22 protein-coding genes are annotated in these 26,485 nt (G+C 44.5%); 12 read left to right on the top strand and 10 right to left on the bottom strand.

From position 1 onward, the window contains the following. Positions 1 to 21: 21 nt before the first annotated feature. Together H8B19_RS05730 and H8B19_RS05725 are read left to right on the top strand one after the other, a co-directional pair. Positions 22 to 2,466, top strand: coding sequence for a glycoside hydrolase family 94 protein (locus H8B19_RS05730; protein ID WP_186505839.1), 2,445 nt, complete (start codon positions 22 to 24; stop codon positions 2,464 to 2,466). Positions 2,467 to 2,890: 424 nt separating this feature from the next. Continuing rightward, positions 2,891 to 4,390, top strand: coding sequence for a sensor domain-containing diguanylate cyclase (locus tag H8B19_RS05725; protein ID WP_186505838.1), 1,500 nt, complete (start codon positions 2,891 to 2,893; stop codon positions 4,388 to 4,390). A gap of 178 nt (positions 4,391 to 4,568) precedes the next feature. On the opposite strand, the gene msrQ is transcribed toward H8B19_RS05725, so the two are convergent. Together msrQ and msrP are read right to left on the bottom strand one after the other, a co-directional pair. Beyond that, positions 4,569 to 5,171: a protein-methionine-sulfoxide reductase heme-binding subunit MsrQ gene (gene msrQ / locus H8B19_RS05720; protein WP_186505837.1), complete on the bottom strand. Its 603-nt coding sequence runs from the start codon at positions 5,169 to 5,171 to the stop codon at positions 4,569 to 4,571. An 18-nt stretch (positions 5,172 to 5,189) separates the two neighbouring features. Further along, on the bottom strand, positions 5,190 to 6,221 hold the full coding sequence (msrP, locus tag H8B19_RS05715; protein WP_186505836.1) for a protein-methionine-sulfoxide reductase catalytic subunit MsrP: 1,032 nt from the start codon (positions 6,219 to 6,221) through the stop codon (positions 5,190 to 5,192). Between the two features lie 136 nt (positions 6,222 to 6,357). On the opposite strand from msrP, the gene H8B19_RS05710 reads away from it, so the two are divergent. Then, positions 6,358 to 7,254: a dienelactone hydrolase family protein gene (locus H8B19_RS05710; RefSeq protein WP_206683163.1), complete on the top strand. Its 897-nt coding sequence runs from the start codon at positions 6,358 to 6,360 to the stop codon at positions 7,252 to 7,254. Between the two features lie 8 nt (positions 7,255 to 7,262). Here H8B19_RS05710 and H8B19_RS05705 read toward each other — a convergent pair whose 3' ends face one another. After that, entirely contained in the window at positions 7,263 to 8,276 is a 1,014-nt protein-coding gene (locus H8B19_RS05705; RefSeq protein WP_186505834.1) for a LacI family DNA-binding transcriptional regulator, read from the bottom strand. A 452-nt stretch (positions 8,277 to 8,728) separates the two neighbouring features. On the opposite strand from H8B19_RS05705, the gene H8B19_RS05700 reads away from it, so the two are divergent. Both H8B19_RS05700 and H8B19_RS05695 read left to right on the top strand, forming a co-directional pair. Then, positions 8,729 to 10,114, top strand: a complete 1,386-nt coding sequence (locus H8B19_RS05700; RefSeq protein WP_186505833.1) for a Na+/H+ antiporter NhaC family protein — start codon at positions 8,729 to 8,731, stop codon at positions 10,112 to 10,114. A 2-nt stretch (positions 10,115 to 10,116) separates the two neighbouring features. After that, on the top strand, positions 10,117 to 10,845 hold the full coding sequence (locus H8B19_RS05695; protein ID WP_186505832.1) for a sulfite exporter TauE/SafE family protein: 729 nt from the start codon (positions 10,117 to 10,119) through the stop codon (positions 10,843 to 10,845). Between the two features lie 333 nt (positions 10,846 to 11,178). On the opposite strand, the gene H8B19_RS05690 is transcribed toward H8B19_RS05695, so the two are convergent. From H8B19_RS05690 to H8B19_RS05675, 4 genes are all read right to left on the bottom strand, one after another. Continuing rightward, positions 11,179 to 12,156, bottom strand: a complete 978-nt coding sequence (locus tag H8B19_RS05690) for a GGDEF domain-containing protein (protein ID WP_186505831.1) — start codon at positions 12,154 to 12,156, stop codon at positions 11,179 to 11,181. Between the two features lie 93 nt (positions 12,157 to 12,249). Continuing rightward, positions 12,250 to 13,260 carry a ferrochelatase gene (gene hemH / locus H8B19_RS05685; RefSeq protein WP_186505830.1) on the bottom strand — a complete coding sequence of 337 codons (1,011 nt, stop codon included), beginning with the start codon at positions 13,258 to 13,260 and terminating at the stop codon, positions 12,250 to 12,252. Positions 13,261 to 13,280: 20 nt separating this feature from the next. Next, positions 13,281 to 13,994, bottom strand: a complete 714-nt coding sequence (locus H8B19_RS05680) for a YebC/PmpR family DNA-binding transcriptional regulator (protein WP_186505829.1) — start codon at positions 13,992 to 13,994, stop codon at positions 13,281 to 13,283. A gap of 135 nt (positions 13,995 to 14,129) precedes the next feature. Continuing rightward, a complete protein-coding gene (locus H8B19_RS05675; RefSeq protein WP_186505828.1) occupies positions 14,130 to 14,585 on the bottom strand; it encodes a YaiI/YqxD family protein in 456 nt (151 codons plus the stop codon). A 412-nt stretch (positions 14,586 to 14,997) separates the two neighbouring features. Here H8B19_RS05675 and leuA point away from each other — a divergent pair, with 412 nt between their 5' ends. From leuA to H8B19_RS05640, 7 genes are all read left to right on the top strand, one after another. Next, on the top strand, positions 14,998 to 16,554 hold the full coding sequence (leuA, locus tag H8B19_RS05670; protein ID WP_186505827.1) for a 2-isopropylmalate synthase: 1,557 nt from the start codon (positions 14,998 to 15,000) through the stop codon (positions 16,552 to 16,554). Then, positions 16,555 to 17,652 (top strand): 3-isopropylmalate dehydrogenase, encoded by a 1,098-nt coding sequence (leuB, locus tag H8B19_RS05665; protein ID WP_186505826.1) that lies wholly within the window; start codon positions 16,555 to 16,557, stop codon positions 17,650 to 17,652. Continuing rightward, the gene (leuC, locus tag H8B19_RS05660) at positions 17,652 to 19,058 is read left to right on the top strand and encodes a 3-isopropylmalate dehydratase large subunit (RefSeq protein ID WP_186505825.1); all 1,407 of its coding nucleotides are present in this window, start codon (positions 17,652 to 17,654) and stop codon (positions 19,056 to 19,058) included. Before leuB ends, leuC begins: the two co-directional genes overlap by 1 nt. Continuing rightward, the gene (leuD, locus tag H8B19_RS05655) at positions 19,058 to 19,660 is read left to right on the top strand and encodes a 3-isopropylmalate dehydratase small subunit (protein WP_186505824.1); all 603 of its coding nucleotides are present in this window, start codon (positions 19,058 to 19,060) and stop codon (positions 19,658 to 19,660) included. Before leuC ends, leuD begins: the two co-directional genes overlap by 1 nt. Positions 19,661 to 19,809: 149 nt before the next feature. After that, complete coding sequence (locus H8B19_RS05650; protein ID WP_186505823.1) at positions 19,810 to 20,439, top strand: YiaD family glycine zipper/OmpA-like lipoprotein; 630 nt, start codon at positions 19,810 to 19,812, stop codon at positions 20,437 to 20,439. 74 nt (positions 20,440 to 20,513) lie between these two features. After that, positions 20,514 to 21,404 (top strand): TraB/GumN family protein, encoded by an 891-nt coding sequence (locus H8B19_RS05645; protein WP_186505822.1) that lies wholly within the window; start codon positions 20,514 to 20,516, stop codon positions 21,402 to 21,404. 11 nt (positions 21,405 to 21,415) lie between these two features. Beyond that, the gene (locus H8B19_RS05640; RefSeq protein WP_186505821.1) at positions 21,416 to 22,399 is read left to right on the top strand and encodes a D-cysteine desulfhydrase family protein; all 984 of its coding nucleotides are present in this window, start codon (positions 21,416 to 21,418) and stop codon (positions 22,397 to 22,399) included. A 7-nt stretch (positions 22,400 to 22,406) separates the two neighbouring features. Here H8B19_RS05640 and H8B19_RS05635 read toward each other — a convergent pair whose 3' ends face one another. The 3 genes from H8B19_RS05635 to H8B19_RS05625 all read right to left on the bottom strand — a co-directional run bounded on the left by H8B19_RS05635 (position 22,407) and on the right by H8B19_RS05625 (position 26,469). Then, positions 22,407 to 23,066 carry a hypothetical protein gene (locus tag H8B19_RS05635; protein WP_186505820.1) on the bottom strand — a complete coding sequence of 220 codons (660 nt, stop codon included), beginning with the start codon at positions 23,064 to 23,066 and terminating at the stop codon, positions 22,407 to 22,409. A gap of 63 nt (positions 23,067 to 23,129) precedes the next feature. Beyond that, on the bottom strand, positions 23,130 to 24,728 hold the full coding sequence (locus H8B19_RS05630; protein WP_186505819.1) for a hypothetical protein: 1,599 nt from the start codon (positions 24,726 to 24,728) through the stop codon (positions 23,130 to 23,132). Between the two features lie 10 nt (positions 24,729 to 24,738). After that, positions 24,739 to 26,469, bottom strand: coding sequence for a GMC oxidoreductase (locus H8B19_RS05625; RefSeq protein ID WP_186505818.1), 1,731 nt, complete (start codon positions 26,467 to 26,469; stop codon positions 24,739 to 24,741). Positions 26,470 to 26,485: the final 16 nt, after the last annotated feature.

The following is a 26,485-nucleotide window of genomic DNA, read 5'->3' as shown; positions in this document are numbered from 1 at the left end:
TTACAGCTACGGAAATAAACTATGTCTGCAAGCAACTTTGGACACTTCGACGATGCCAACAAAGAATTTGTCATCACCACCCCTTACACGCCACTGCCGTGGATTAACTATCTGGGTAATAACGGGTTTTACGCACTGATTTCGAACACCGCTGGCGGTTACAGCTTTTATCGCGATCCCAAATTTCGTCGCTTAACCCGTTATCGTTACAACAATGTGCCAATGGACAGCGGCGGCCGTTATTTTTATTTTAATCTGGATGGCGATATCTGGAGTGCCACCGGCCGTCCGGTAGATGCCAAGCTCGATCACTATGAATGCCGGCACGGCATGGGTTATTCACGTTTTATCGCAGAGAAAAATCAGCTACGTAGCGAACTGACCTCATTTGTGCCATTAAATACCACCGCCGAAGTGCATCGCCTGCAAATCACTAACCAGGGCGACAGCGACAAAAGCTTTAGTTTGTTTTCGTTTATTGAATGGTGTTTGTGGAATGCCGAAGACGATGGCACCAATTTCCAGCGCAATTTATCCACCGGTGAAGTGGAAGTTGAGAGCAATACCATTTTCCATAAAACCGAATATCGCGAGCGCCGCAATCATTATGCGTTTTATAGTGTTAACCGCGAGATGCAGGGTTTTGATACCGATCGCCAGCACTTTATCGGCACTTACAACAGCTTTGCCAATCCGCAGGCAGTGCAACAAGGCAAGAGCACTAACTCAGTGGCACATGGCTGGTCGCCGATTGCTTCACACCAACTGGATATCACTCTCGCCCCCGGTGAAAGTCAGAGCCTGATTTTTGTTTTAGGCTATGTGGAAGTCGAAGAAAGCCAGAAATGGCAGGCACAAGGTATTATCAACAAACAACCGGCCTGGCAGTTACAAAATCAGTTTAATACCGATGCCAAATTCGAACAGGCACTAAGTGAGCTTAATCAATACTGGGCTAACCTGCTGGAGCGCATCAAGGTTGATACACCAAGCGAGAGCTTTAACCGCAGCGTGAATATCTGGAACCAGTACCAGAATATGGTGACCTTTAACCTGTCACGCAGTGCCAGTTTTTATGAATCCGGTATTGGCCGTGGCATGGGTTTCCGTGATTCCAATCAGGATACGATTGGTTTTACCCATATGGTACCCAGCGCGGTACGTGAACGCATTATCGATTTGGCCGCCACCCAGCAATCTGACGGCTCGGCCTATCACCAGTATCAGCCGCTGACCAAAAAAGGCAACGCGGCGATTGGTGGTAACTTTAATGATGATCCTATGTGGCTGGTATTATCCACCGCCAATTACATTAAAGAAACTGGAGACGCAAATTTCCTGCAGCAGGTTGTGCCGTTCGAAGATACGCCCGAGGTACCCAATACCTTATTTGATCATCTAAGCGCGTCATTTAATCATGTACTCAACAACCTTGGACCACACGGATTACCGCTAATTGGTCGCGCCGACTGGAACGATTGTTTAAACCTCAACTGTTTTTCAACTGAGCCCAATGAGTCTTATCAAACCACTCAGCGCGGTCCATCGGATGTGGCTGAATCATTGATGATTGCGGGTCAGTTTGTACTGTACGGCAAGGAATATATTGAACTGTGTAAATTGCAGGGTAAAACCGAGCTGGCGGCCAGCGCCCAGCAGGCAGTGGATACCATGATCGCCACGGTTGATAAACACGGCTGGGATGGCGAGTGGTTCCTGCGTGCTTATGATTCGCGTGGTTTGCCAATTGGCAGCCACAAAAATGACGATGGTAAAATTTTTATCGAATCACAGGGCTTTTGTGTCATGGCTGGCATTGGCCTTGACGATGGCCGCGCCCAGCAAGCGCTGGATTCGGTCAATCAGCACTTACTGGCCGAACATGGCGTGGTGCTGCAACAACCGGCCTTTGCCGATTACAACAAATTTTACGGTGAAATCACCTCATACCCACCCGGTTACAAAGAAAACGCGGGCATCTTCACCCACAATAACCCCTGGATTGTGGTGGGAGAAACCCTGTTAGGACGTGGCGATCAGTCGTTTGATTATTTCAGTCGCTTTACACCGCTGTTCCGCCCCCAGGATATGGCCAAACACAAAACCGAACCTTATGTGTACAGCCAGATGATTGCCGGTAAAGATGCGGCCATTCCGGGGGAAGCCAAAAACAGCTGGTTAACAGGCGCCGCGGCCTGGTCTTTTTACACCGCTACCCAATATATTTTGGGCATAGCGCCAGATTACCAAGGTTTGCGCATTAACCCTTGTATTCCGGCAGATTGGTCTGGATTTAATTTTACCCGCCAATATCGTGGTGCAACTTATCATATCGAGGTACAAAACCCGCATAAGGTGAGTAAAGGCATTAAACAGCTGATTGTCGATGGTAATCCTATTGAGGGCAATTTAATCCCGTTTGATGATTACCAAGGCCAGCATAAGGTTGTGGTGGTGATGGGTTAATTCCAACCGACTAACGGTAACGCCATTCTGTTAAGCATGTTTTGACTGAATGCCGTTACCCTTCTACGCGGCTTTCCGTACTAAATTGCGGCATTGAGACTGTGTAGAATAAGCTCTTTACCGTCGTTTATGACAAACCCGAAAAATTTAAACAAGCTGACGATCAGATCCCATTCCCCTGTCACAAAGTTAAAAATCGGACTCAGTTTAGCGGGTGGATTTTCGAGACAGAGATGTCGAGAACGCGCTATCGCGGATGGGATGCACATTGAGCACTTTGATGCGCCTGTACGTTTTAGTCAAATAAGCATGATATAGTCCGGACATCCGTTTAATTATATCCATTTGTTACCCCCAATAGGAACGATAGACCATGTTGTTGAATCGGTCTTTAATAAGCTTATTGCTTCTTCTGCTAACAATATTGAGTAATGGAGCAGTAGCCGAACAAACCACACAATGTCAGATATCCCAATCTGAGGGTACCTCAAACACTGAAGCATTGGTGATGGATCAGACGTTGATTTTATCCATGCATGATGGCATGCAGCGTCTGCATCTGGATTGCCATACCGATAAGCAAGGTGTTTTAGCCTGGAGCAGCAAAGCGGTACGAGCCAGTCACTTGCAGATTAATGAACAGGACGTTGCGCTGATGCGCTCGTCAGAGGTGTCATATTTGACCCCCGCCGGTCATTTCCGAGCCGAGTTAGATTTAACGATGGAAAACGCTGGCCAGCTGGATTTTCACTGGACTCCAATAAACCAATATGTGGGGAGCCTGCAGCGTAATACCCTGTTTGTCAGTCTGTTTGTGGGCTTGTGTCTGACGTTGGCGGTGTATGTACGCATTATCGGTTGGCATTTAAGTGAAGCCTACTTTCGCCTTTACAGCCTGTATGTGGTGAGTGCCACCTGTTTTTTCATTGTGCAGGAAGGCTATCTGAATCTATTTTTCTCACTGGGAGGATGGCAAAACAGCATGCAGTTGTACCTGGCGCTGGCCGGTATGACGGTATTTTGGGCTACTCGCTTTGTTATCAGTCTACTGGATTTACAGGCACTATGGCCTCGCTATGTACGCTTTGGCTTATTGTGGCCGGTCTGGATAGTGCTGGGACTGTCGTTGCTGCCATTACTGGGTATTGAAGCAAACGGACCAAATCAAGTAATGAGTTGGCTGACCTTATATATATCGGTAGGCAATTTCGTGCTGATTACTTTAGCGCTGCTACGTAAGCTGCATACCGCCAAGTTGGTGTTCATTGCCAAATGTGCAATGTTAGTCGCCATGGTGATCCGCATCACTTTTCCCTATTCAGAATTATTTTTGCGTCAGTATGCGTTGCTGATTTCGATGGCCTTTGAGGCCTTTCTACTGGCCTGGGCTACCTCAGAAAAAATCAAACAGCTAAATCTGCAGCGTCAGTTAGCTCAGCGAGAGGCCATTACCGATCCGCTGTGTAATGTCTTGAATCGCCGGGGCTGGACGCTGGCAGCCGAGCAGTTAATCAAACAGCAACAACAGCAAGGCGGCGTGTTGCTGGTGTTCTATATCGATCTGAATGATTTTAAACATATTAATGACCAATATGGTCATCAGATTGGTGACGAAGTATTGCAACGGGTGGCAGACATACTTAAGCATCAGGTTCGTGACAGCGAGGCAGTTGGCCGTCTAGGTGGTGATGAGTTTGTCGTAATGGGGCATTTTTCTGAGCAGCTGCAAGGCCGTTTGCTGTATGAGCGCCTGCAACAAAGAATGGGGAATATATTGATCCGTACATCGGCTGGTGAACTGTCAGTCAGCGCCAGTGCGGGTATGCAATTATACCAAGAATCGCCACACAGCGTTGAACAAGTATTACAAGAATCCGACCAGATGATGTACGAACATAAGCGGGCGATTAAGCAAAGCACCTAAGCGCTATTGAGACTCGATCCGTTACCCATCTAAGAAAACGTACATCGCGTATTATGCGGCTACGCACCGACACCAGTGCACACAAACGGACAACTCTTCCAATTCTTTTAAAAATCAAGCCTTAACTGATTGGTGTTACCGACTAAAGGGCTTTTTGTTGAATATATAACAAGGCTCATTATCGGCTACTTGGCAGTATTCGGCTGAATTTTTTGTAACGCAATGCCAGTAACACAAATGCCAGCATAAAATAAATCAGTGGCTGGCTGATATTGGCTTTCACCGACCAGATATAATGCACACAAACCAAAAGCAAAATAACATATACCCAATTATGTAACTTTTGCCAGTTGCGTCCCATTTTACGTCTCAGTGCATTAAACGACGTCACCGACAATGCAGTTAACAGCAGCAATGCCACCATACCAATGGTGATATACGGCCGTTTTATCACTTCATTGATAAACAGGCTCCAGTTATTCTGCAAATCAAACAGAATAAAATTGGCTAAATGCAACACCGCATAAAAAAAGCTGTACAACCCTAGCAAACGGCGCACCTGCATTAACCAGCCCTGTTTAAATTTCTGCGCCAGTGGTGATACACATAAGGTGATCAGCAACAGGTTCAATGCACCTTTACCAGTGAAATGAATCACATATTGCACAGGATCAGCGCCCAAACCATCGCTAAAAGCCGATAAATACAACCAAATAACCGGCGTCAACGCAGCAAGATGAATAAAGGTTTTAAGCGTAAATACTTTCTGGTTTTGTGTCATAACACCCACTGCATCCAATCAGTAATAACGGGTTAAATCCATATCTTTGTATAACGATGCCACCTCATCGGCATACCCGTTAAAAGGCAAGGTTGCTATGCGGTTACTGGCAAATAAGCCACCTGTGGTGATGCGTCTTTCACTGGCCTGACTCCAGCGCGGATGATCCACTTTAGGATTCACATTAGCGTAGAAACCGTATTCCTGCGGGGCCAGTTTATTCCAGGTAGTGGGTGGCTCTGTGGTAGTTAACTTGATAGAGACAATCGATTTGATGCTTTTAAATCCATACTTCCAGGGCACCACCAGACGAACCGGTGCGCCATTTTGACCGGGCAGGGCTTTTCCATAAAGTCCAACCGCTAACATGGTTAACGGATGCATGGCTTCATCCATACGCAAACCTTCCACATAAGGATAATCAATACCGCCGCCTAAAAAGCGGTTAGATTGGCCCGGCATGCGTTTAGGATCATAGAGAGTTTCAAACGCGACATATTTGGCAGAGGATTTTGGGTCTGCTTTTTTAAGCAAAGATGCTAATGGAAAACCCACCCAGGGGATAACCATCGACCATGCTTCCACACAACGCAAACGGTAAATGCGCTCTTCCAGGTCAAATTGTTTGAACAGGTCATCGTTATCGAGCAACAAGTTGTTGTTAACCTGACCATCTACTTTTAAGTACCAGGGATCAACTTTAAAATTGCGGGCGTATTCAGCCGGTTGAGATTTTTGTGCGCCAAACTCATAAAAATTGTTGTGATGGGTAACTTTATCTTCGGGCGTAAGTTTATCTGTGGCAGTAAATTCTGCCGCCGCTTTTTGATATTCGAGTGCGGCTAATTTACTCGCTGATTTTTTGTCATCGTCGGTGAAAAAGTCCAACACACCCGCATTTGCACTTCCCAAAGGTAAAGCACCAGCCAGCAAGCTACCAGTGCCAATAAATCCCATTTTTTTAAGTAATTCACGACGCCCCAGATAAACACTTTCATCGGTGACATCGTTATCTGTTAATGCATAACTCTTTCGACTCTTAATCAGCATTACCGCTTCCTGAATCCACTAATCTATATCTACACTAGACAAGTAAAACATTGCTTTAATTTCATTTTTAATAAAATTACTGCAACAAGCACAGAACTGTGTATTAATAAATATCTAACCCCCCATGGATTTACGTATGAAAGAGCGCGCGCAAAATACAAAACTGCCTGAGCAGGCTTTTACTCTTTATGACCAGTTTGCTCACGGACGAATTAATCGTCGTGAATTTATGTCAGGATTAACCAAACTGGCAGTGGGAAGTTTAACGGCCAGCTCCATCATGGCAGCCTTAATGCCCAATTATGCCAATGCTGAACAGGTGTCGTTTAACGACCCGGACATTAAAGCAACATACCAGCATTTTGATTCCCCCAAGGGTAACGGGCAATGTCGCGGCTATCGTGTAGAGCCCGCGAACTTGAGCCAATCTGCACCAATAATTTTAGTTATTCACGAAAATCGAGGGCTTAACCCCTATATCAAAGACGTGACCAGACGTTTAGCCAAAGCAGGATTTATTGCCTTTGCACCAGATGGATTATTTCCGGTTGGCGGTTACCCCGGTAATGATGAACAAGGCAAAGCAATGCAAAGGGATATGGACGGCGAGAAACTTAAACAAGATTTTTTTGCCGCAGCAGCGATGCTTAAAGGTGATTCTAAAGGACATGGCAAAGTAGGTGCAGTTGGCTTTTGTTATGGCGGAGGAATGGTGAATAAATTAGTCACCGAGCAACCGGATGTCATTTCTGCCGCTGTACCTTTTTATGGTGCCGCGCCGGATTTAACCAAAGTAAAAAATATTAAGGCGCCTCTTCTCATTCACATGGGAGAGTTAGATGAGTGGGTAAATGCAATGTGGCCAGACTATGAAACTGCATTAAAAGATAATAACAAATCTTATCAGGCCTATATTTATCCCAATGCGCGACATGGTTTTCACAATGATTCTACACCACGTTTTGACAAAGAGCAGGCGGAGCTGGCCTGGCAACGAACTCTGACGTTTTTCCATCAACACCTAAAAGCCTGACAATAAACTTATTGCTGCAACTGTGCTGTACTGCGGCGTACTTGTAGCTTGATGGGTAACTCAATACAGCGCTGGCTAATTGGTCTTTTTTCTATCTGGGCAAGTAATAATGCCATACAATTTTTGCCGATTTCTTTTAACGGCTGATGCATGGTAGTCAACGCTGGCGTCATAAAGGCGGCATATTCGGTATCATCAAACCCAACAACAGAGATATCATCTGGCACCTTCAAACCGGCGTCATGTAATGCACTCATTGCACCAAATGCGATGTTATCACTAAAGCAGAACAATGCCGTTGGACGTTCAGATAATGCTAATAGCTGCTCAGTCGCAGTTTTACCTGATTCGATAAGATAGTTACCGTTGGTCACTAAGTTAGCATCAAACTCAATTCCGGCTTGGGCCAGAGCTTGCTTGTAACCTGTTAATCTGTCATTCGAACTGGGCGTATCCATATTGCCGGTAATCGCACCGATACGCTTATGGCCTAGCGAGATCAAATGATTAACCGCTTCTTTGGCGGCCGCCACATTGTTTACCATGACCTGGCATACTCCATCCAGGTCCAGCGGTTCACAGGAATTAACCAAAGGAGGTAATTGATCAATCGTCGTTTCAGGTGTGATATCAAAGGGTAGGTGCTGTGAAAATAAAATAATGCCATCTACCTGACCCGAGCGAACCATGGACGCATAGTGACGCACTTTAACCGGATCCCTTTGGGTATCCCCCAACAACACCGAGTAACCCACTTTCGCCGCTTCGTCTTCAATTGAACGGATAATACCGGCGTTAAACGCATTAGTAATATCCGGAATAATGACAACAATGCTGCCACTTTTTTGCGTTCTCAAGCTCGCCCCAAACCGGTTAGGTGTATAACCACACTCATCAATGGCTTTTAACACCTTCTCTCTGGTCGCAGCAGAGACAATTTCGGGGTTACTTAAGGTTCGGGATACAGTCGCAGGTGAAACACCAGATAATTTAGCAACTTGTTTTATGCCAGCTTTTAACAAGAGTCCAATCTCAATGAAAACGTTATCAACAAATTGTTAATATAACCCAAATCAATCCGAAAAAAAGCCTTTTACTCAGATTGATGAAAATTTAACCTTACATTCAATTATTTAGTTAGTTATTGTTTTACCAAATAAAAATATTACTAAGCTGTACAGCCTTTAAAATCTGCTCAAACAGATAAGATTTTACCTTTTATTAACAATAGCTATATGCAATGCCAAACAAAGCACTAATTTTTTATTCTTAAAACACCTTATAAAAATTAAGACTTTATTCTATTTACATAATCGGTTATACCTTAAACGCGTTAACTGTGCCGGTTGACGTATTAACACTGGCAATATGATGTAAATTCACCGATCATCCCGTTTAAAATAGCATTACCCTATTTTGCAAATATCATGGATGTGGCATTGTCCTTCTTCTAACAATAACAAAGGTATTTCACGTGAGTAATTGGTTAACCGTTCTTCCGCCTGTTCTGGCAATTCTGGTCGTTTTTTGGCGCAAAGAAGTTATTTTGGCGTTATTGGTCGCATTATTATCTTCCGAAATATTGTTGTTAGTACAAGCCCATACATCAATTGGCGTCCCCTTTAATGGCGTGTTAAATACAGTTGAAAGAATCGTTGGTGTTTTCTCTTCCGCAGGTAATGCGCGCATTCTTATTTTCTCGTTGCTGGTAGGTGCGCTGCTCGCTTATATGCGCCAATCTGGCGGGGTTACCGCTTTAGTCAGTAAATTAATCAATGGCGGCGTGGCTAACAGTGAACGCAAAGTCGGCTTGCTGGCCTTTTTTACAGGTGTGGTAATTTTTATTGAATCGAATTTGAGTGTACTGACCGCAGGTATTTTATCGCGCGGTTTGTTTGACAAATTTAAAATGAGTCGTGCACGACTGGCATACATTATAGACAGTACCAGTGCGCCAATTTGTATTTTAATTCTGCTAAATGGCTGGGGTGCCTATATTCTGGCATTATTGGGCAGTTATGATTTACCTGAAACAGCAGTCAGTACGTTGGTTGGCACTATACCACTTAACTTTTATGCCATCATTGCGCTGGTTTTAGTACTTTATACAATTCTAACTGGCAAAACTTATGGCCCACTGGCCAAAGCTGAACAACAGGCGGAAATTCGTGATGAGCACAGTGAAATAGAACAAAAAGCCACGAAAGCCCGATACATGTTACTGCCATTATTAACTATGGTGCTGGGCATGGTCGGCTTTATGTTATGGACAGGTAACGGCGTTTTAACCGATGGTGACGGCTCTAAATCAGTACTTTACGCCACTGCGTTAGCCTGTGCCGTTGCATATGGCTTGATGCTCAGTTCTGGTCAGTTCAGCCATAAAAAGTTGGTTGATATCGGTTTTAAAGGCATGGGCGAACTTTTGCCATTGGTTACCATTGTTTTGTTTTCTCTGGCACTGGGTACCAGTTTAAAACAACTGGGAACAGGTAACTTTATTGCCGGTTTAGTTGCGGATTCACTACCGCTGTTTATTGTACCTGCGATGCTGTTTTTGGCTGGCTCACTAATTTCATTTTCCACCGGCACATCCTGGGGAACATTCGCCATTCTGATCCCAATTGGTATGCCACTGGTAGTAAACCTTGGTTTACCACCAGAGCTAATTCTGGCTGCAATTTTAGGTGGAGGCGTATTTGGCGATCATTGTTCGCCGATTTCAGATACTACAGCCGTTAGTTCTATAGCGTCTGGCTGTGACTTACTTGAACACGTTCGTACGCAAATTCCATACGCCATTACAGGCGGCATTTTAACCTTTATCGCCTACATCATTGCCGGCTTACTCATGATTTAAACATGAGTTTTACATTATTGTGGCTGGGCCTGTGCGTGTTTTTAGGTTTTACCGCGCAGGCGATGGTCGGGTTCGGCAGCATGTTAATTGCCGTTTCATTAGGTTCTTTGTTTTTTAGTATCCCACAACTATTACCCGTGTTGGTGCCGTTAAACGTGATGATGACGGCATCAATGGCGATTCAACTTCGACACAAAACTGACTTTTCACTGTTACTCAAACAAATATTGCCTTTGATGTTAGTAGGCATGACTGCCGGGATCAGCCTTATTAACTTAATGTCAGGCATGTGGCTTAAGAAGATATTTGCCGTGCTTATTATTACGCTTGCGCTACGTGAATTATGGCAATTGAGCAGCCATTCACAACCACGGATATTGAATAATATGATGCGTAACTTTTACATATTAATTGCTGGCATTGTTCACGGTTTATATACGACAGGCGGGCCTTTGCTGGTGTACGCCTTGCAAGCAACAAACATAGATAAAACCGTTTTTCGAGCCACCATGGTAACGGTCTGGAGCATACTTAATTCAGTATATCTCCTCATTTTGCTTTGGCAGGGCAAAGTACAAACCGTCTGGTTGGAAGTATTATTCTATGCGCCATTATTGCTATTTGCGATTTGGCTGGGTAATAACCTGCACAACAGGGTAAATCAAAAACAGTTTAAGCAACTACTGTGCATCTTGCTGATGGGGTCAGGCACAGCGCTACTAGTCAAGTAGAGCGTGTTGATCTTTGCGGTATATTTTTGCAACGAGTTGCGCGGTATTTAAACCATGAAGCACGAATGTGGTGTAGTTGTTATACATAAATTCGTGCTGAAGCAGTAGAAATGCCGCGCAAACGTTGCCCGAAGGGTTCGTCCTAAACACTTTTTACTCATTATGAAAGACTCCTGTCTTTCACCGCTTCGCGGCCAGCTAAAGCTGTTTTATGGCGTTCCCTACGCCATAATGTTGCTTATTTTTGACTTAATCCATTAGGCCTGCAAATAAGCGCCGCGATTAAAAAGCGTTTAGTAAGAACAAAATTCATACAGCAAAGATCAACACGCTCTAATGTTGCTTACAGCAATTCCTGCCTGCATTTTTGGCTTCATATAATGCATTATCGGCACGTTCCAGCCACTGTTCAGGCGTTTCATTTGCAGAATACTCGGCAATACCCGCAGATATCGTAATATTTTCTTCACTGATTAAACTGGTATTCTGAACGAGCACTCTTAATGACTCTGCCAGTTCACTTGCCTCAGTCAGATTTTTACCACTGCACAATAACAAAAACTCTTCCCCACCATAACGGAACAAGCGACAGCTTTTATCCAGTTGTACCTGAATCAGTTGCACAAGCTGAATCAGGATTTTATCTCCTTCACTATGGCCATGATTATCATTGATCACTTTAAAGTGGTCCAAGTCGAATAATACAAGTGTCGATATTCCATGCATCGCATTAAGGCGCACTGTTTCATCCAGCAAAGCATCATCCATCGCCCGGCGATTACCAATGCCAGTAAGTGGATCGCTACTGGAAAGCACCATTAACTGGGCTTGTTGATCACGCATACGTTTGGCAAACACAAAGTTAAATACCATCGTTGCTGTAGATGAAATAACAAAACTAAGCGCAGTGATGAGTGGTGTTTTGGCAAAAATTCCGGGACTTAAACACACCAGCATAACCAGATAAAACAACACCGCTTTATAGGGGGAAAGCAGAAAAAACAAAGCAACAGTAACAGGATACGCCCAAACCAATTGCGCCATCCCTTTTAGCGATACAGTTACAAACAGCACCACTACACACAGTATGGCCAGTATAAAGCCAGCCATTTTAGTTTCGCGGGTTCGGAACACATACCAGTAAATACTGCTCATCGAGCAAACAGCAAACAAATCCAGAATGGCAATAGCCCATTCACCAGCCAGTGAACGCATGATAAAAAAGGGCAGGATACACAGTGCACTTGCACCAGCAAGCGATAACACAATGTACTCTTGGGTGGTACGCTGTGCGGAAGTTAAAATAGTCATGATGTGGCGGCTTTACCCTATTAGATTATCAGGTTTATTCCATTAAACCTTGTTAAAGGCCGTTTATTAAACGAACAAACTTTAACCTGATTTTTACCAGCCCTGAATGTTTAATTCCACAATTTTCTTAAGTGTTTTTATGTGCTCTGGCTGAGCATTAAGTGCAGGAATGTACTGGTAGTTGTTGCCACCAGCTTCTAAAAAGTAGTCACGGTTTTCCATACCAATTTCTTCAATGGTTTCAAGGCAATCAGCAGAGAATCCCGGGCACACAACCTGGACTGAAGTTACACCCTGTTTTGGCAAAGATTTTAAGGTTTCATCAGTATAGGGTTGCAACCAGGGCTCACGGCCAAAACGTGACTGGAAACAACTCATATATTGTTCCGGCTTTAAGCCTAACAGCTTGGCCACCCTCTCAGAGGTTGCAAAGCATTGCTGCTGATAAGGATCGCCTTTATCCACGTATTTTTGCGGCACCCCATGATACGAAAAAATCAACTTTTGTGGCTTACCCGACACATCCCAAAAAGATTTAATATGATTAGCTAAAGTGCTGATGTAATCATCAAACTGATAATACTGATTGATAAAACGCAATTCTGGAAACCAGCGACGGCGCTGAAAACAGCTCGCAATAGCATCAAAAGTAGATGCCGAGGTGGCCGCACAATATTGCGGGTATAGTGGAAATACCAATAACTTACCCACACCTTTGGCAATCAATTCATCAATGGCACTTTCGATATTGGGGTTGCCGTAGCGCATGGCATACGCAACCTCAATATTTTGTGCTGAAAGCTGGTGTTGCAGCGCAATGGCCTGATCTTCAGTATGAAACAATAACGGAGAGCCACGCTCTGTCCACACGCCCTGATAGGCTTCAGCCGATCTTGCGGGACGAATTTGCAATATCACCAGATTAAGAATTAAAGACCAAATAACCCGGGGAACTTCCACAACACGTGGGTCAGATAAAAATTCCTTCAAATAGGGCTTTAACGCCTTTTTGCTTGGCGCATCAGGCGTACCTAAATTAGTAATAAGCACCCCAATTTTTTGTTGTGCTTCGGAATTTAACCCCGGATTATTTATGTATTTCATCGGCTAATTAATTCACCCGATTACTCAACGTTGTGATATACGTTTTGCACGTCATCACAATCTTCCAGCATTGACAAAAACTTTTCGAAGTTAGGTAAGTCTTCGTCGCTGACTGTGGTCATGGTTTGAGGAACAAAGGTAATTTCTTCCACATCAAACTGAATATCAGGATTATTTTCCGTTAACGCAGTTTTTACTTTGAAAAACTCGGTATGAGGTGCAAATACAGTAATTTTGCCGTCTTCACATTCAATGTCGGTCACGTCGGCATCAGCCATCATTAGTACTTCAAGTACTTCATCTTCGTCATCACCGGCAAAGGCAAAAATAGCCAGATGATCAAACATATGTGATACCGCGCCTTGCGCACCAATTTTGGCGCCGGTTTTGGTGAAGCAGTTACGCACATCAGTAATGGTACGATTGTTATTATCGGTTAAGCAGTCAACGATAACCATACATCCACCTGGGCCGTAACCTTCGTAACGCGCGGTTGCGTAATCTTCACCACCACCACCACTGGCTTTTTCAATGGCACGTTCAATAACGTGAGAAGGAACCTGATCTTTTTTGGCTTTATCCATTAAACGACGTAACGACAAGTTAGCATCGGGGTCAGTACCACCGCTTTTTGCCACTACATAGATTTCTTTACCGTATTTAGAATAAACCTTGGTTTTTGCGCCTTGTGTTTTGGCCATTGAGGCCTTACGCACTTCGTAACTTCTACCCATGGGAAATATGCTCTTTGACTGATTTTCAGTTGTTTTTACTTAAATTTTAAGACCGCCAATTCTACGATTTTGTGCTGCATTTGACCAGTGGCGATTGGCTGTTAAGCCGGTTAGTTCACCTCAACGTTGATAAACCTAGCTGGCTTTATGCCCAGCGGTTAGCCATTTATCCAGTTCATTGGCAAATTGCTGACGTTCCTGTTGAGATAGCGGTGGAGGTCCTCCCGTCTGCACACCACTGGCGCGCATGGTATCCATAAAATCACGCATATTAAGCCGGCTCCGCACTGTGGACTTGGTATACAATTCGCCTCTGGGATTGAGCGCCAGTGCGCCCTTTTCTATCACTTCGGCCGCTAGTGGGATATCCGCCGTTACCACTAAATCCTGTTCAGTAACACGTTGCACGATTTCGTTATCTGCCACATCAAACCCAGAGGAAACCTGAATCAAACGTACGTATTTACTGGCGGGTGTGCGCATAAAATGATTGGCCACCAGAATAACCTGCACTTTGGTGCGCTCTGCGGCGCGAAAAATAATATCTTTTATCACGCTGGGACAAGCGTCCGCGTCAACCCAGATCTGCATTACAACTATGTCTCCTACAACAGTGATTCGCGTCTTTAAGCTAAAAAACCGCCAAAAACACAAAATGCATATTTATTCAAAACCAGCTAGTAAAACGAAATGAATTTTACCATTCCAAATAAATATATACCGATAAACTAATTTATTGTTGACGATGCGCAGTATAAAGGCTACTAATAGATAAGATTTATTCAATTTGCTGTTAATACGAACTTAAGACATGAAAAACAACCTGCTCCTTAACCTCCTACTACTTCTGGCAGCAAGACTGCGCGGGTAGGTTGTATTTGTAGCAAACAGCCAGATTACAAGAAACCCGTGCCAAGCACGGGTTTTTTTTTTAAATTTTTTAGTAAGTCGTGGTTTTAAGCAGGAACAATAAACCATCAATAGCAACCATGAGGGTAATACAATGACAGATCGCGTTTTGATATTTGACACCACCTTGCGGGACGGCGAACAAGCGCTACCAGCAAGCCTGACCATCAAAGAAAAACTGCAGATCGCCCTCGCCCTCGAGCGTTTGGGTGTGGATGTTATTGAAGCCGGTTTTCCTGTTTCATCGCCAGGTGATTTTCAGTCGGTACAGGAGATTGCACGCCAGGTAAAAAATTCGACGGTTTGCGGATTATCGCGTGCTGTCAAAGCCGATATCGATGCTTGTGGCGAAGCGCTAAAAGTAACCGATCATTTCCGTATCCATACCTTTATTGCAACGTCTGAAATTCATGTAGGCGCAAAATTACGTAAGTCGCAGGATGAAGTGGTCGAAATGGCCGTTGCTGCAGTGAAACATGCCAGACGTTATACCGATGATGTTGAGTTTTCCTGTGAAGATGCCGGGCGCACCAATATCGACTATTTATGCAAAATGGTTGAATCTGCAATCAACGCAGGTGCGACCACAGTCAATATTCCGGACACGGTGGGTTATACCATACCTACTGAGTTTGGCGGCATCATTCAGACCTTGTTTAATCGAGTGCCCAACATCGACAAAGCGGTTATCTCTGTACACTGCCATAACGATTTAGGGTTAGCGGTAGCCAACTCAATTTCCGCAGTTCAGCAAGGTGCGAGGCAAATCGAATGTACTATAAATGGTTTAGGTGAACGTGCTGGCAACTGCTCGTTAGAAGAAGTGGCGATGATTTTACAAACGCGTGAAGCCATGTTGGGGTTAAAAACCGGCATCAGGAGTCAGGAAATTTCACGTACCTCTAAACTGGTCAGCCAACTGTGTAACATGCCAGTGCAAGCCAACAAAGCGATTGTGGGAGCTAATGCCTTTAGCCATTCCTCAGGTATTCATCAGGATGGCATTTTAAAATCACAAAATACCTATGAGATCATGACACCGGAAAGTGTCGGTATTAACAAAAACAATCTGAACATGACCTCGCGTTCTGGTCGTCATGTGATTAAGCACCGCATGATGGAGTTGGGTTACAAAGAAAGTGATTACGATCTGGATGCGCTGTACAGTAACTTCTTAACCCTTGCTGATAAAAAAGGTCAGGTCTTTGATTATGATTTGGAAGCCCTGGTGTTTTTTGATCAGCAAAAACACCAGCAAGCCTTCTACAAACTGGAATATCTGCAAGCCAACTCAGGTAAAAACATTATTCCAAGCGCCACAGTCAAAATCGCCATGGGCGATACTCAGGCCACCGAAACCGCCATTGGTAATGGTCCGGTAGACGCAGCTTACAACGCCATTATTAAAGCAACCGGCATTGCAGAAATTGACATAGTTGATTTTAAACTGGATTCAAAAGGTGAAGGTGCCGATGCACTGGCGCAGGTTAGTGTAGTCGTAGAATATCGTGGCCGCAGATTTAATGGTATTGGCCTTGCGACTGACATTGTCGAAGCAGGGGTTAAAGCCTTGATTTATGTACTGAATAATACTCATATGGCTGACCAGATTGATCAGCACAAACAGCAACAGAAGATAGTTGGGATATAAATGTCTGAATATAACATAGCGGTACTGGCCGGCGACGGCATTGGACCGGAAGTCATGCAACAGGCACTAAGAGTGCTGGATGTAGTGGCAGATAAGTTTTCTTTGAAATTTAAGCTTGAACAATACGATGTTGGTGGTTGTGCCATCGACAATCATGGACAGGCATTACCACCCGCCACGCTACAAGGGTGTGAAAACGCAGATGCCATTTTATTTGGCTCTATTGGTGGCCCTAAATGGGATAAATTGCCACTGGAGCAACGCCCGGAGCGGGCAGCGTTATTAAAATTGCGTGAGCATTTTGATTTATTTGGCAATTTACGTCCTGCGCGTATTTATCCGGGCATGGAGCACCTGTCACCATTGCGTGCGGATATCGCAGCACAGGGTTTTGATGTTGTGGTCGTACGCGAGCTGACCAGTGGTATCTATTTTGGTCAGCCTAAAGGGCTTGAAGGTGAAGGCGAACAGCAATTTGCTTTTGATACCATGCGTTATAGCAAAGCTGAAATTCGCCGTATCGCGATTTCGGCATTTGAAGCAGCACGTGGGCGTCGTAAAAAAGTCACCTCGGTAGACAAAGCCAATGTTTTAGTTTGCAGTCGCTTATGGCGCGAAGTGGTTGAAGAAGTCGCTACAGATTACCCGGATGTCGCCCTGGAGCATATTTATATCGATAACGCTACCATGCAGCTTTTGCGTTATCCGGACAGTTTTGACGTGATGTTATGCTCGAACCTGTTTGGTGACATCATCAGTGATGAATGTGCAATGATCACCGGTTCTATGGGTTTACTGCCATCAGCCAGTATTAATCAGCAGGGATTTGGTTTATACGAACCGGCTGGTGGTTCTGCACCCGATATCGCCGGTAAAGGCATTGCTAATCCGATTGCGCAAATACTATCGGCGGCGATGTTGCTGCGTTACAGCTTAAAACAGGCTAACGCTGCCGATGCCATTGAACAGGCTGTACTGCAAACGCTGGCTGACGGCAAACTGACCGCGGAACTTATCGACAAACAAAGTGGCACCGCCCCTTGCTCAACATCTGACGTTGGGGATCACATTGTGAAATTAATTCAGGAAGCTCACTAATGGCTAAGAATTTATACGAAAAAGTGTGGGAAGCACATTTAGTGCATCAGGATGGTGATGATTGTTTGATTTATATCGATCGTCATCTGATCCACGAGGTGACCTCACCTCAGGCATTTGCCGGATTAAAAGAAAAAAACCGCAAAGTACGTCGTCCGGATAAAACCTTTGCCACTATGGATCACAGTATTTCTACCCGCTCGCTAGCGATTGATGCCTGTGGTCCCACCAATGCGCTGCAATTGCGTACGCTGGCACAAAACTGTGAAGAAAATGGCATTCAGCTGTATCCGGTTGGTCACCAAAAACAAGGCATAGTGCATGTTATTGGCCCTGAACTGGGGTTAATTCAGCCTGGTATGACAGTGGTTTGCGGTGATTCACATACGGCCACCCACGGTGCATTTGGTGCGCTAGCCTTTGGTATCGGTACATCTCAGGTAGAACATGTATTTGCCAGCCAAACCTTAAAACAGGGCAAAGCCAAAAGCATGAAAGTTCAGGTGGATGGCAAGCTGGGTTTAGGTGTAACTGCTAAAGATATTATCTTAGCGATCATCGGTAAAATTGGTCACGCTGGCGCAACCGGTCACGTGATTGAATATTGCGGTAGTGCCATTGAAGCCACCAGCATGGAAGAGCGCATGACCATCTGCAATATGACCATAGAAGCCGGTGCCAAAGCAGGATTAATTGCGCCAGACCAAACCACTATCGAATACCTAAAAGACCGCGAATTTGCCCCAAAAGGTGCGGATTGGGATGCCGCAGTTGAATACTGGAAAACGCTTACATCTGATGCTGAAGCCAAATTTGACACCGAAGTCTATTTAACAGCCGAAGAGATCAAACCACAGGTGACCTGGGGTACCAACCCTGGTCAGGTAATAGCGGTAGATGAACCTGTTCCTGCACCTGAAAGTATGCCTAATGACGTAGAAAAAGTATCTTGCGATAAAGCGTTAAAATACATGGGAATTCAGGCAGGGCAACAACTCAGCGAACTAAATGTTAATCACGTATTTATCGGTTCATGTACCAACAGCCGGATTGAAGATTTACGTGCGGCAGCGGTTGTCGCCAGGTTAGGTAAGGTAGCACAAAGCGTGACGGCGATTGTGGTGCCCGGCTCTGCTCAGGTTAAACAACAAGCCGAACAGGAAGGGTTGGATAAAATCTTTATTGATGCTGGTTTTGAATGGCGTTTACCCGGCTGTTCTATGTGTTTGGGAATGAATGACGATATTTTGCAGGAAGGTGACCGCTGTGCATCCACCAGCAACCGCAACTTTGAAGGCCGTCAGGGCCGCGGAGCGCGTACTCATTTGGTAAGCCCGGCCATGGCCGCTGCCGCTGCCTTACACGGTCATTTTGTTGATGTTCGCCAATTACAGGGAGTAGCCTGATGTCTGGTATCGATTTACATAGCGGCACAGCCGTACCTTTGGATCAGGCCAATGTGGACACTGACCAAATTATCCCCAAGCAGTTTTTGACCGCCGTTACACGTAGTGGTTACGGCAAACACTTATTTCACGACTGGCGCTACCTGGATCAACATGAATCGGTACCCAATCCGGATTTTGTGTTAAACAAACCACAACATAAAACAGCGAGTATTTTATTAACCCGCCAAAACTTCGGTTGTGGTTCAAGCCGTGAACATGCGCCCTGGTCGCTGACTGATTATGGTTTTAAAGCGATTATTGCTCCCAGCTTTGCTGATATTTTTTATGCTAACAGCATTAATAATCAGTTATTGCCCATCCGTTTAACGGATGAACAAGTTGAGGCGTTATTTAAAAAAGTGCAGGCAAACGCAGACGTCTGTATTGATATCAATCTATCAGCACAAAGTGTGAGCTGTGAGGAATTAACATTCCAGTTCGATATTGATCCGGCACATAAAAATTCGCTGATTAAAGGGCTGGATGCCATCGGTCAGACTTTGGAACTCGGTGCGCATATCGATAACTACGAACAGTCAATTCCGGCCTGGCGACAATAACATCAGTTAGGCCAATAAAACGAGTGGTAGCCATACCACTCGTTTTAATTCAGACAGGGTTCAGTGTTGGGTATTTAGCATACGGATCATATAAACAACTGAATTAAATGGAGTTAATCAGTTATCTCATTTTTTGCTGTGGAGGTAATATGAAAAAGCTCACCATCCTTATGTTATCAGCCGCAATAGGTATTAGCGGTTGTGCGGCTAATAGTTCTAATGCACAAAAAGGCGCCGGTATTGGAGCCGTTGTAGGTGCAGTTTTAGGTAAAGCAACCGGTGATAACGCTAAAAGCCGTTATGTATGGGGCGCTGCTGTTGGTGCATTGGCGGGTTCCGCAATTGGTACTTACATGGATAAACAGGAAGAGGAATTCAATCGTGAACTGGCCGATACCGGCATAGAAGTCAAACGTCAGGGTGATAATCTGCAATTAATTATGCCCGGCAACATTACCTTTGCCAGCGGAAGTGCCAATATTCAACCCAACTTCAATCCTATTTTGGATGATGTGATAACGGTCTTAAATCGTTACCCCAAAACCATATTGCATATAAGTGGCCATACAGACAGCGTAGGCAAAGATAGCGACAATCAGCAATTATCCTTAAACCGGGCAAACAGTGTGAAAAATTATCTGGTACAACACAACGTTGATAATCGGCGTATTACCACTCAGGGCTTTGGTGAATCCATGCCAGTAGCATCCAATATGAATGAGACGGGACGTCAGCAAAACAGACGTGTTGAACTGACTATTTCTCCACTTCGCCAGTAGTAAAAATACATCAAATGCTTACAGGCATGCGGTAAAAACGGTAGACTGTTGGTTTTTGCGTTCAGGGACATTAGATGAACACACGATGGAAACGGACAGTCTTCTGCTTAATCTGCCTGCAGATTACTTTTCCAGCATTAGCCAATTCGCCAGTCTGGCAAGTTAGCAAAGGCAACCACCACCTGTTTTTAGCGGGTACCATGCATGTTCTGACTAAAAGTGATTTTCCCTTACCCGCCCCCTTTGAGCAGGCTTACCTACAAGCAGACATTATTGCTTTCGAAACAGATATGTCTCAATTGCAAACCACTGAGTTTCAGCAAAAAAGTATGCAATTGCTTACCTACGAAAATGGCACAAAATTAACGGATAAACTGAGTGCTAATACACGCAAGAACCTGATTGACTATTTACAAGAAAGGCAGCTGAATATTGAACAGTTAAACCACTTTAAACCCAGCCTGATGGGTGTATTGCTGAGTTTAACCGAGCTTAAAAAGCTGGGATACAGTGGCGAAGGCGTTGATCAGTACTTCTATACCCGCTCTGTCAGGGATAAAAAGCAGCATGTGTATTTCGAAAGTCCGGAACAGCAACTTAACTATCTTGCTTCACTCGGAGCAGGTGAAGAAGATAAATACATCCAATACACTTTACAAGACCTGAAGCAGTTTGCGCCACAACTGCAGCAAATGCGACAAAACTGGCGCAGTGGTAACTATGTGCAAATGGCGAAAGATTCTTTAACGCCCATGCAACAAGACTTCCCAAATATCTACCAACAGCTTATTTTTCAACGTAATCTGGCATGGTTACCTCATCTGGAGCAAATGCTAACAACAGTACCTACCGAATTGATACTGGTTGGTGCATTGCATTTAGCTGGCCAGGACGGCCTGATTAAAACCCTGGAAAATAAAGGGTACAAGGTAAGTGAGTATAAACCTAAAAAACAAATAAACTGAGTAGCTCTATTATGACAATCACCCTGGCTAAAAAAGTGGATTTGGCATTTTTACCGACTCCACTACATCCTCTGACTCAATTAAGTGAGAAATTGGGTGGCCCTGCAATTTATATTAAGCGTGATGATCAAACCGGCCTCGCGTTAGGCGGTAACAAAACCCGCAAGCTGGAATTTATTCTGGCACAAGCGTTAGCCGGGCAGGCTGACTGTGTTATCACCGCTGGCGCCAGTCAATCAAATCATTGTCGTCAAACGGCGGCAGCTGCAGCCAGACTGGGGTTGGAATGCCATCTGATACTGGGCGGTGAAAAGCCTGCCGACATTAATGGTAATATTCTGTTGGATACCATGTTAGGTGCGCACCTCCATTTTGCAGGTAATAATCGCAAAGGTGAAGATATACCTGCCTTAGTAGAGTCCTTAAAGCAACAGGGAAAACGGCCTTTTGTGGTGCCATATGGTGGTTCAAATTGTTTCGGTGCGATGGCGTATATCAATGCTATGGGTGAGTTAAAAAGCCAGCTGGAAACAGCAAATTTAAAGATGGATCATATTGTATTTGCTTCCAGCTCGGGCGGTACACACGCAGGTTTAGCCCTGGGCAACCAACTGCTTGATCTCAATATCAATGTAATGGGTATTAACAACGATAAGCAATCTTCAGACACGCCTTTGGAACGCGTGATTGAAACCTTGTGCACGGAAACACTTGCAGCATTAAGCATAGATGCCCCAGTACCTGAAATTAAGCTCAATCACGATTATATAGCCGACGGTTACGGCGTGATTAATCAACTGGATAAACACGCATTATCATCTCTGGCACAAACCGAAGGGATTATTTTAGATCCCGTCTATACTGGTCGTGCCATGGGCGCCCTGATAGATATGATCCGCCAGGGAAAATTCAGTAAGGATGACAATGTCCTGTTTTGGCATACTGGTGGTGCACCAGCGGTTTTTGCTTACGCAAAAACACTGGTGCCAGCGTAATTAATAATCATTGTGACTGGCTGTCGGTCTCCCCGTCAGCTGGTTTGACTTTGATGTAGAGTAATTCTTCCATCGATAGTTTATTAAGATATTCTGCAGTGACATTAATACCCGTCACTAACACCGCCTCAAGTTTACCCTCTACGATCAAAGGATTAGCGATAAAAAAGGAATAAGTGGCAGTACTGGCATCCCAGTCCTCATCACTAACAAACTGGCTTTTAGTCACCACAGGCTCAATAAATTTTTCTTCGTCCGCCTGCCAAAAATCGCTAGGCATCGGGGTTGCAGCAATCAACCCTCCCAAAGAATCTGTCAGTAAGATCTCAACTATCTTCAAATCACTTTGATTAACCAGTTGTTTAAATCGTTGCGCACAAGGATTTTCCAGCACTGCTTTTACCACCTGAGGTTGACGTGGCCATTGGCTGTTAATTGTCAGTAAATCGGCTAACTGCAAATTTGACTGAGCATGATTTTTAATACACTCAATCACTAATTCAGAATGCAATAGTGAATCGATAGCGTGTTGGTGCAAGGCAACAATAGCTTGTTTATCGCTGACATCTATTGGCGCACGATTTTTATCTTCATGAGCCAGGGCGCTGTTGCATAAACCACTAATCAACAATAACAGTAGAATGGTAAAACTTGTTTGCTGCTGCATACTTAACATCAATCCCCATACCAAATTTAACTTAACTTTAATAAGCAAGTTAAGTTTAGTCGATTAAAATTTAGCTTGTAGTTGCCCAGTGTTATCAAGTGCATCTTTGTTGTCGCCCCAGTTCACCACATCCTCAACAAAATAATCAAAACTTCGCGGCCGTTGTTCTTTGGTATGTGTATGATTTTTTAAATCAAGTATATATAACGCCCGCAACACTCCTTGCCTGCGGTAACCGCTGTGTTTACGCATTACAATCTGGTCTCGCCAGGTACCCAGGTTGATATAGGTTGCTGGCTGAGGATTATTTAGAGCAGGTTGCTCCTGTAATGGCACATGAGTATGCCCCTCAATATGCAACTGAAAGCCATAATGTTGATAGCAGGGTAAATAGGCAGGAAAAGTTTTCATGGTACTAAGCTTTTCCCCCTTATTACTGAAGCGTTCAATTTTAGCCAATAACTTCAACCAACGTTGCAATACCGGAATTTCGATACCTTTATCGAGTTTATGTAAATACAACAAAATCGATTTACCTACTTTTAATGCCAGCTTTATTACTGGCGTTGCAGATTCATATACAAAAGGCCAACTTAACCATTCGCGAATGCCGTTAAACAGGTTTTTCTCAATAATCACAATCGCCTCACGTCCGCGATTTTGTTTTTTCATTTTACTGGTTTCCTGCAAGATTCGGCTTAGTGCGGCATAGGTAGGTCGATATAAATCCAGTTCATCGATAATCCGGCTTAAACGTGGCTCGTTGCACTGTTGTTCTGCAAACGCCTTTTTAACCCGATAAATAAAAGTGGATAACAAACCCGCTGCGACAGTATCGCCAAAGCAGGGCTCAAGAAAAGGTGCGAATTTCTGTTGCTGCCAGTTTGCTAACTTCCAGCCGTCACTTGCTTTCCAGCCAGGCAAATCATAAGTGGATTTAACTGCCAGCGAGTTATGTGGGTCACGCCATTGACCATGAGTACTAAACAAACGGAAACCGCAATCAGCATAATAAAAGGCAAAATAAGGTGCGCTCTCCAATGACTGAAATAACGTTTCATCACCGTACATTTGGCCAAGTGTACGCCGGGTTTGTGCTGATATATCTTTAAGCGGCTGATTAAGGCCTTTTTCATAAAAATAAGCCAGCGCATCTGGCACACACAACAATTCTTTATCATGATTACCCAGCGTAATAACCAGCTCAACCTTTGTAATACTGCAACCTTCTTCCGCTTTTAACTTGTCTTCCAGTGATGTCAGCATCCTAAAAAATGATTTATGCTGGACTTCAACAATGTCGTGGATAATCTGTGTTACGACTGCCGAAAATTCGTCCCTTTGTTCACGCTGCCACGGATAAATACCGTGCTCAGCCCACCGGCTACTTCGAATCAAATCAACAATGTCGCCATCCAGCAGCAAAACTAATTCTTCAACATAATAACTTTTACAGCGCTGTAATAACGTCTGATAAAACCGTTGCCAGGCATGCTCACCCAAATTCTGAAATCCGACGGTGCCATCGGTCAAATGAATATCACTGACACTCACACACATGCGGTTTCCACGTTCAGCCTCTGCCAGCCTCACGCCAGGCAACTCCAGTGCTTTCGTTTTTTTCATACCAAGCTTTTCAGAAATAGAATGCCACCAGGCCATAGCTACGTCCTTATAATTCGCCACTGGGATCTGGCTTAATGCCAGTGATCCCTTCGGCAACCTTCTCAGATAGAGCAGATATCGTTGCAACAGGATTAGCCCCTACCGCAGTGGGTAACAATGAGCCATCTGCTACATATAAGCCCGGATAACCAAAAACCTGACCAAAGCTATCGCTGTCAGCGCTGGTCACCCCCCGGCCTGGATTATCCGCTAACCGGCATCCCCCTAATGCGTGCACGGTGACATTGCTACGTTTAGGCCACCACCAGTTCGGCAGCGGGAAAAAGTGTTTTCCCCCCACAAAACGCTTAAAGCGCTCTCCCATAGCCAAAATCGCCTGATATAAAGGCATATTTTGTTTCCGCGGCCAGTTGATGTTGATATTGGCACGTTTGTCCAGCGTCAACTGTCCCTGACTATTATCAATCCCCATACACAGCAAAACGGCGGAACGATAAGACATATCATCTTTAAGTAGTTCATTTAATTCGTCGGCCACACTGCCATTAGTCCTGCCCGATAGGAAACGCTGAATAAAGCGTTTAATACCGCGATACAGTGCCGGTATTTTGGCCCAGACGGGCTTCATACCCTCGGTATACCAGGCGGCAAAATTGGGGTAACTTGCATCTTCTAAAATAAAAGCTTTGCTGCGATCAAAATCACTAAACAGATTAAAATCGGTTTTTTGGGTAATCACCGGGCCGTAATTGGGGTCTGCCGGTTTATTGCCATCAATCACAAAAGATAAAAAGTCACCATTGCCAGAAAAATGCTGTCCCAAATGCTGATTAATGTGTGGCAACGTTTTAAAACTATCCCGGCAGCGTAATAGAATCTCGTTGGTCCCCAATGTACCAGCAGACACCACCACCCTCCTGGTAGTAGCACTGCATTGCACCTGATTATCAGTTAAATCATACCAATACACCCGATAACCGAATTCACCGTTAGCTTCGCTATCATCGCGTCCATCAGCATTTAATGGCACGATTTTCTCCACCATCTGCTCAGTTTTTATACTGGCCTTGTATTTATGTTCAGCAACATGAAGGTAATTTAGATCGGTTGTATTTTTAGAGTGGGTATTGCAGCCCACATCACATTCAGCACAATAAACACAGGATGTTTGAATAGCACCATAACGGTTTGGCTGCTGTACACCAATAGGCAATGGTTTTTCAAAATCATTGCCAAAAAATACATTGATATCCACCAGTTCAGACTGCCGGCCTTCACTCTCAGCAAACTGTTTAAATAAGTCAGTACGAACGACTTTTCTTCCGGGCTCAGTTTGGGCGGGGATCGGCCTTGCACCTAACACAGACCTGGCCGTTTGATAATAATGTTGTAAGTCTTGCTTTTTACATTGCACAGGCCAGTTTTCATCAAATACTTCATCAGGAGGCTGCAAAAACACATTAGCGTAGATCAGTGAACCTCCACCTAAACCCGCGCAGACAACTGCATCCATATGTTTATAAAAGCGCACATCAAACATGCCATGCATATCTTGATTCCTGACATGTCCGGGGCGTTTACGCAGTTCCTTTTTGATGTTCCAGAAATTGGTTGCCATATCATGAGGCTTGCGTGGAAAAGAGCCCATGGGGTAGCGTTTACCCCGCTCAAGAAGTAACACCTTTCCGGGCCATTTTTTTGCTAAACGGCAGGCAGAGATTGAACCGCCAAATCCGCTACCGATGACGATGGCTTCATGATCCAGTGTTGACGCCATAGGTATCTCCTTGTGT

This window comes from Neptunicella marina, assembly GCF_014270035.1.
Taxonomy (GTDB): Bacteria; Pseudomonadota; Gammaproteobacteria; order Enterobacterales; family Alteromonadaceae; genus Neptunicella; species Neptunicella marina.
This window is presented reverse-complemented; position numbering and strand designations above follow the sequence as displayed.

What these genes read in the sequence shown, in the direction of transcription:
- H8B19_RS05645 (WP_186505822.1), top strand. Translation starts at nt 20,514, where the DNA reads ATGAACACACGATGGAAACGGACAGTCTTCTGCTTAATCTGCCTGCAG.
- H8B19_RS05710 (WP_206683163.1), top strand. Translation starts at nt 6,358, where the DNA reads ATGAAAGAGCGCGCGCAAAATACAAAACTGCCTGAGCAGGCTTTTACT.
- H8B19_RS05635 (WP_186505820.1), bottom strand. Translation starts at nt 23,066, where the DNA reads ATGCAGCAGCAAACAAGTTTTACCATTCTACTGTTATTGTTGATTAGT.
- H8B19_RS05730 (WP_186505839.1), top strand. Translation starts at nt 22, where the DNA reads ATGTCTGCAAGCAACTTTGGACACTTCGACGATGCCAACAAAGAATTT.
- leuC (WP_186505825.1), top strand. Translation starts at nt 17,652, where the DNA reads ATGGCTAAGAATTTATACGAAAAAGTGTGGGAAGCACATTTAGTGCAT.
- H8B19_RS05695 (WP_186505832.1), top strand. Translation starts at nt 10,117, where the DNA reads ATGAGTTTTACATTATTGTGGCTGGGCCTGTGCGTGTTTTTAGGTTTT.
- leuD (WP_186505824.1), top strand. Translation starts at nt 19,058, where the DNA reads ATGTCTGGTATCGATTTACATAGCGGCACAGCCGTACCTTTGGATCAG.
- leuA (WP_186505827.1), top strand. Translation starts at nt 14,998, where the DNA reads ATGACAGATCGCGTTTTGATATTTGACACCACCTTGCGGGACGGCGAA.
- H8B19_RS05630 (WP_186505819.1), bottom strand. Translation starts at nt 24,728, where the DNA reads ATGGCCTGGTGGCATTCTATTTCTGAAAAGCTTGGTATGAAAAAAACG.
- H8B19_RS05650 (WP_186505823.1), top strand. Translation starts at nt 19,810, where the DNA reads ATGAAAAAGCTCACCATCCTTATGTTATCAGCCGCAATAGGTATTAGC.
- H8B19_RS05640 (WP_186505821.1), top strand. Translation starts at nt 21,416, where the DNA reads ATGACAATCACCCTGGCTAAAAAAGTGGATTTGGCATTTTTACCGACT.
- msrQ (WP_186505837.1), bottom strand. Translation starts at nt 5,171, where the DNA reads ATGACACAAAACCAGAAAGTATTTACGCTTAAAACCTTTATTCATCTT.
- H8B19_RS05680 (WP_186505829.1), bottom strand. Translation starts at nt 13,994, where the DNA reads ATGGGTAGAAGTTACGAAGTGCGTAAGGCCTCAATGGCCAAAACACAA.
- hemH (WP_186505830.1), bottom strand. Translation starts at nt 13,260, where the DNA reads ATGAAATACATAAATAATCCGGGGTTAAATTCCGAAGCACAACAAAAA.
- leuB (WP_186505826.1), top strand. Translation starts at nt 16,555, where the DNA reads ATGTCTGAATATAACATAGCGGTACTGGCCGGCGACGGCATTGGACCG.
- msrP (WP_186505836.1), bottom strand. Translation starts at nt 6,221, where the DNA reads ATGCTGATTAAGAGTCGAAAGAGTTATGCATTAACAGATAACGATGTC.
- H8B19_RS05625 (WP_186505818.1), bottom strand. Translation starts at nt 26,469, where the DNA reads ATGGCGTCAACACTGGATCATGAAGCCATCGTCATCGGTAGCGGATTT.
- H8B19_RS05675 (WP_186505828.1), bottom strand. Translation starts at nt 14,585, where the DNA reads ATGCAGATCTGGGTTGACGCGGACGCTTGTCCCAGCGTGATAAAAGAT.
- H8B19_RS05690 (WP_186505831.1), bottom strand. Translation starts at nt 12,156, where the DNA reads ATGACTATTTTAACTTCCGCACAGCGTACCACCCAAGAGTACATTGTG.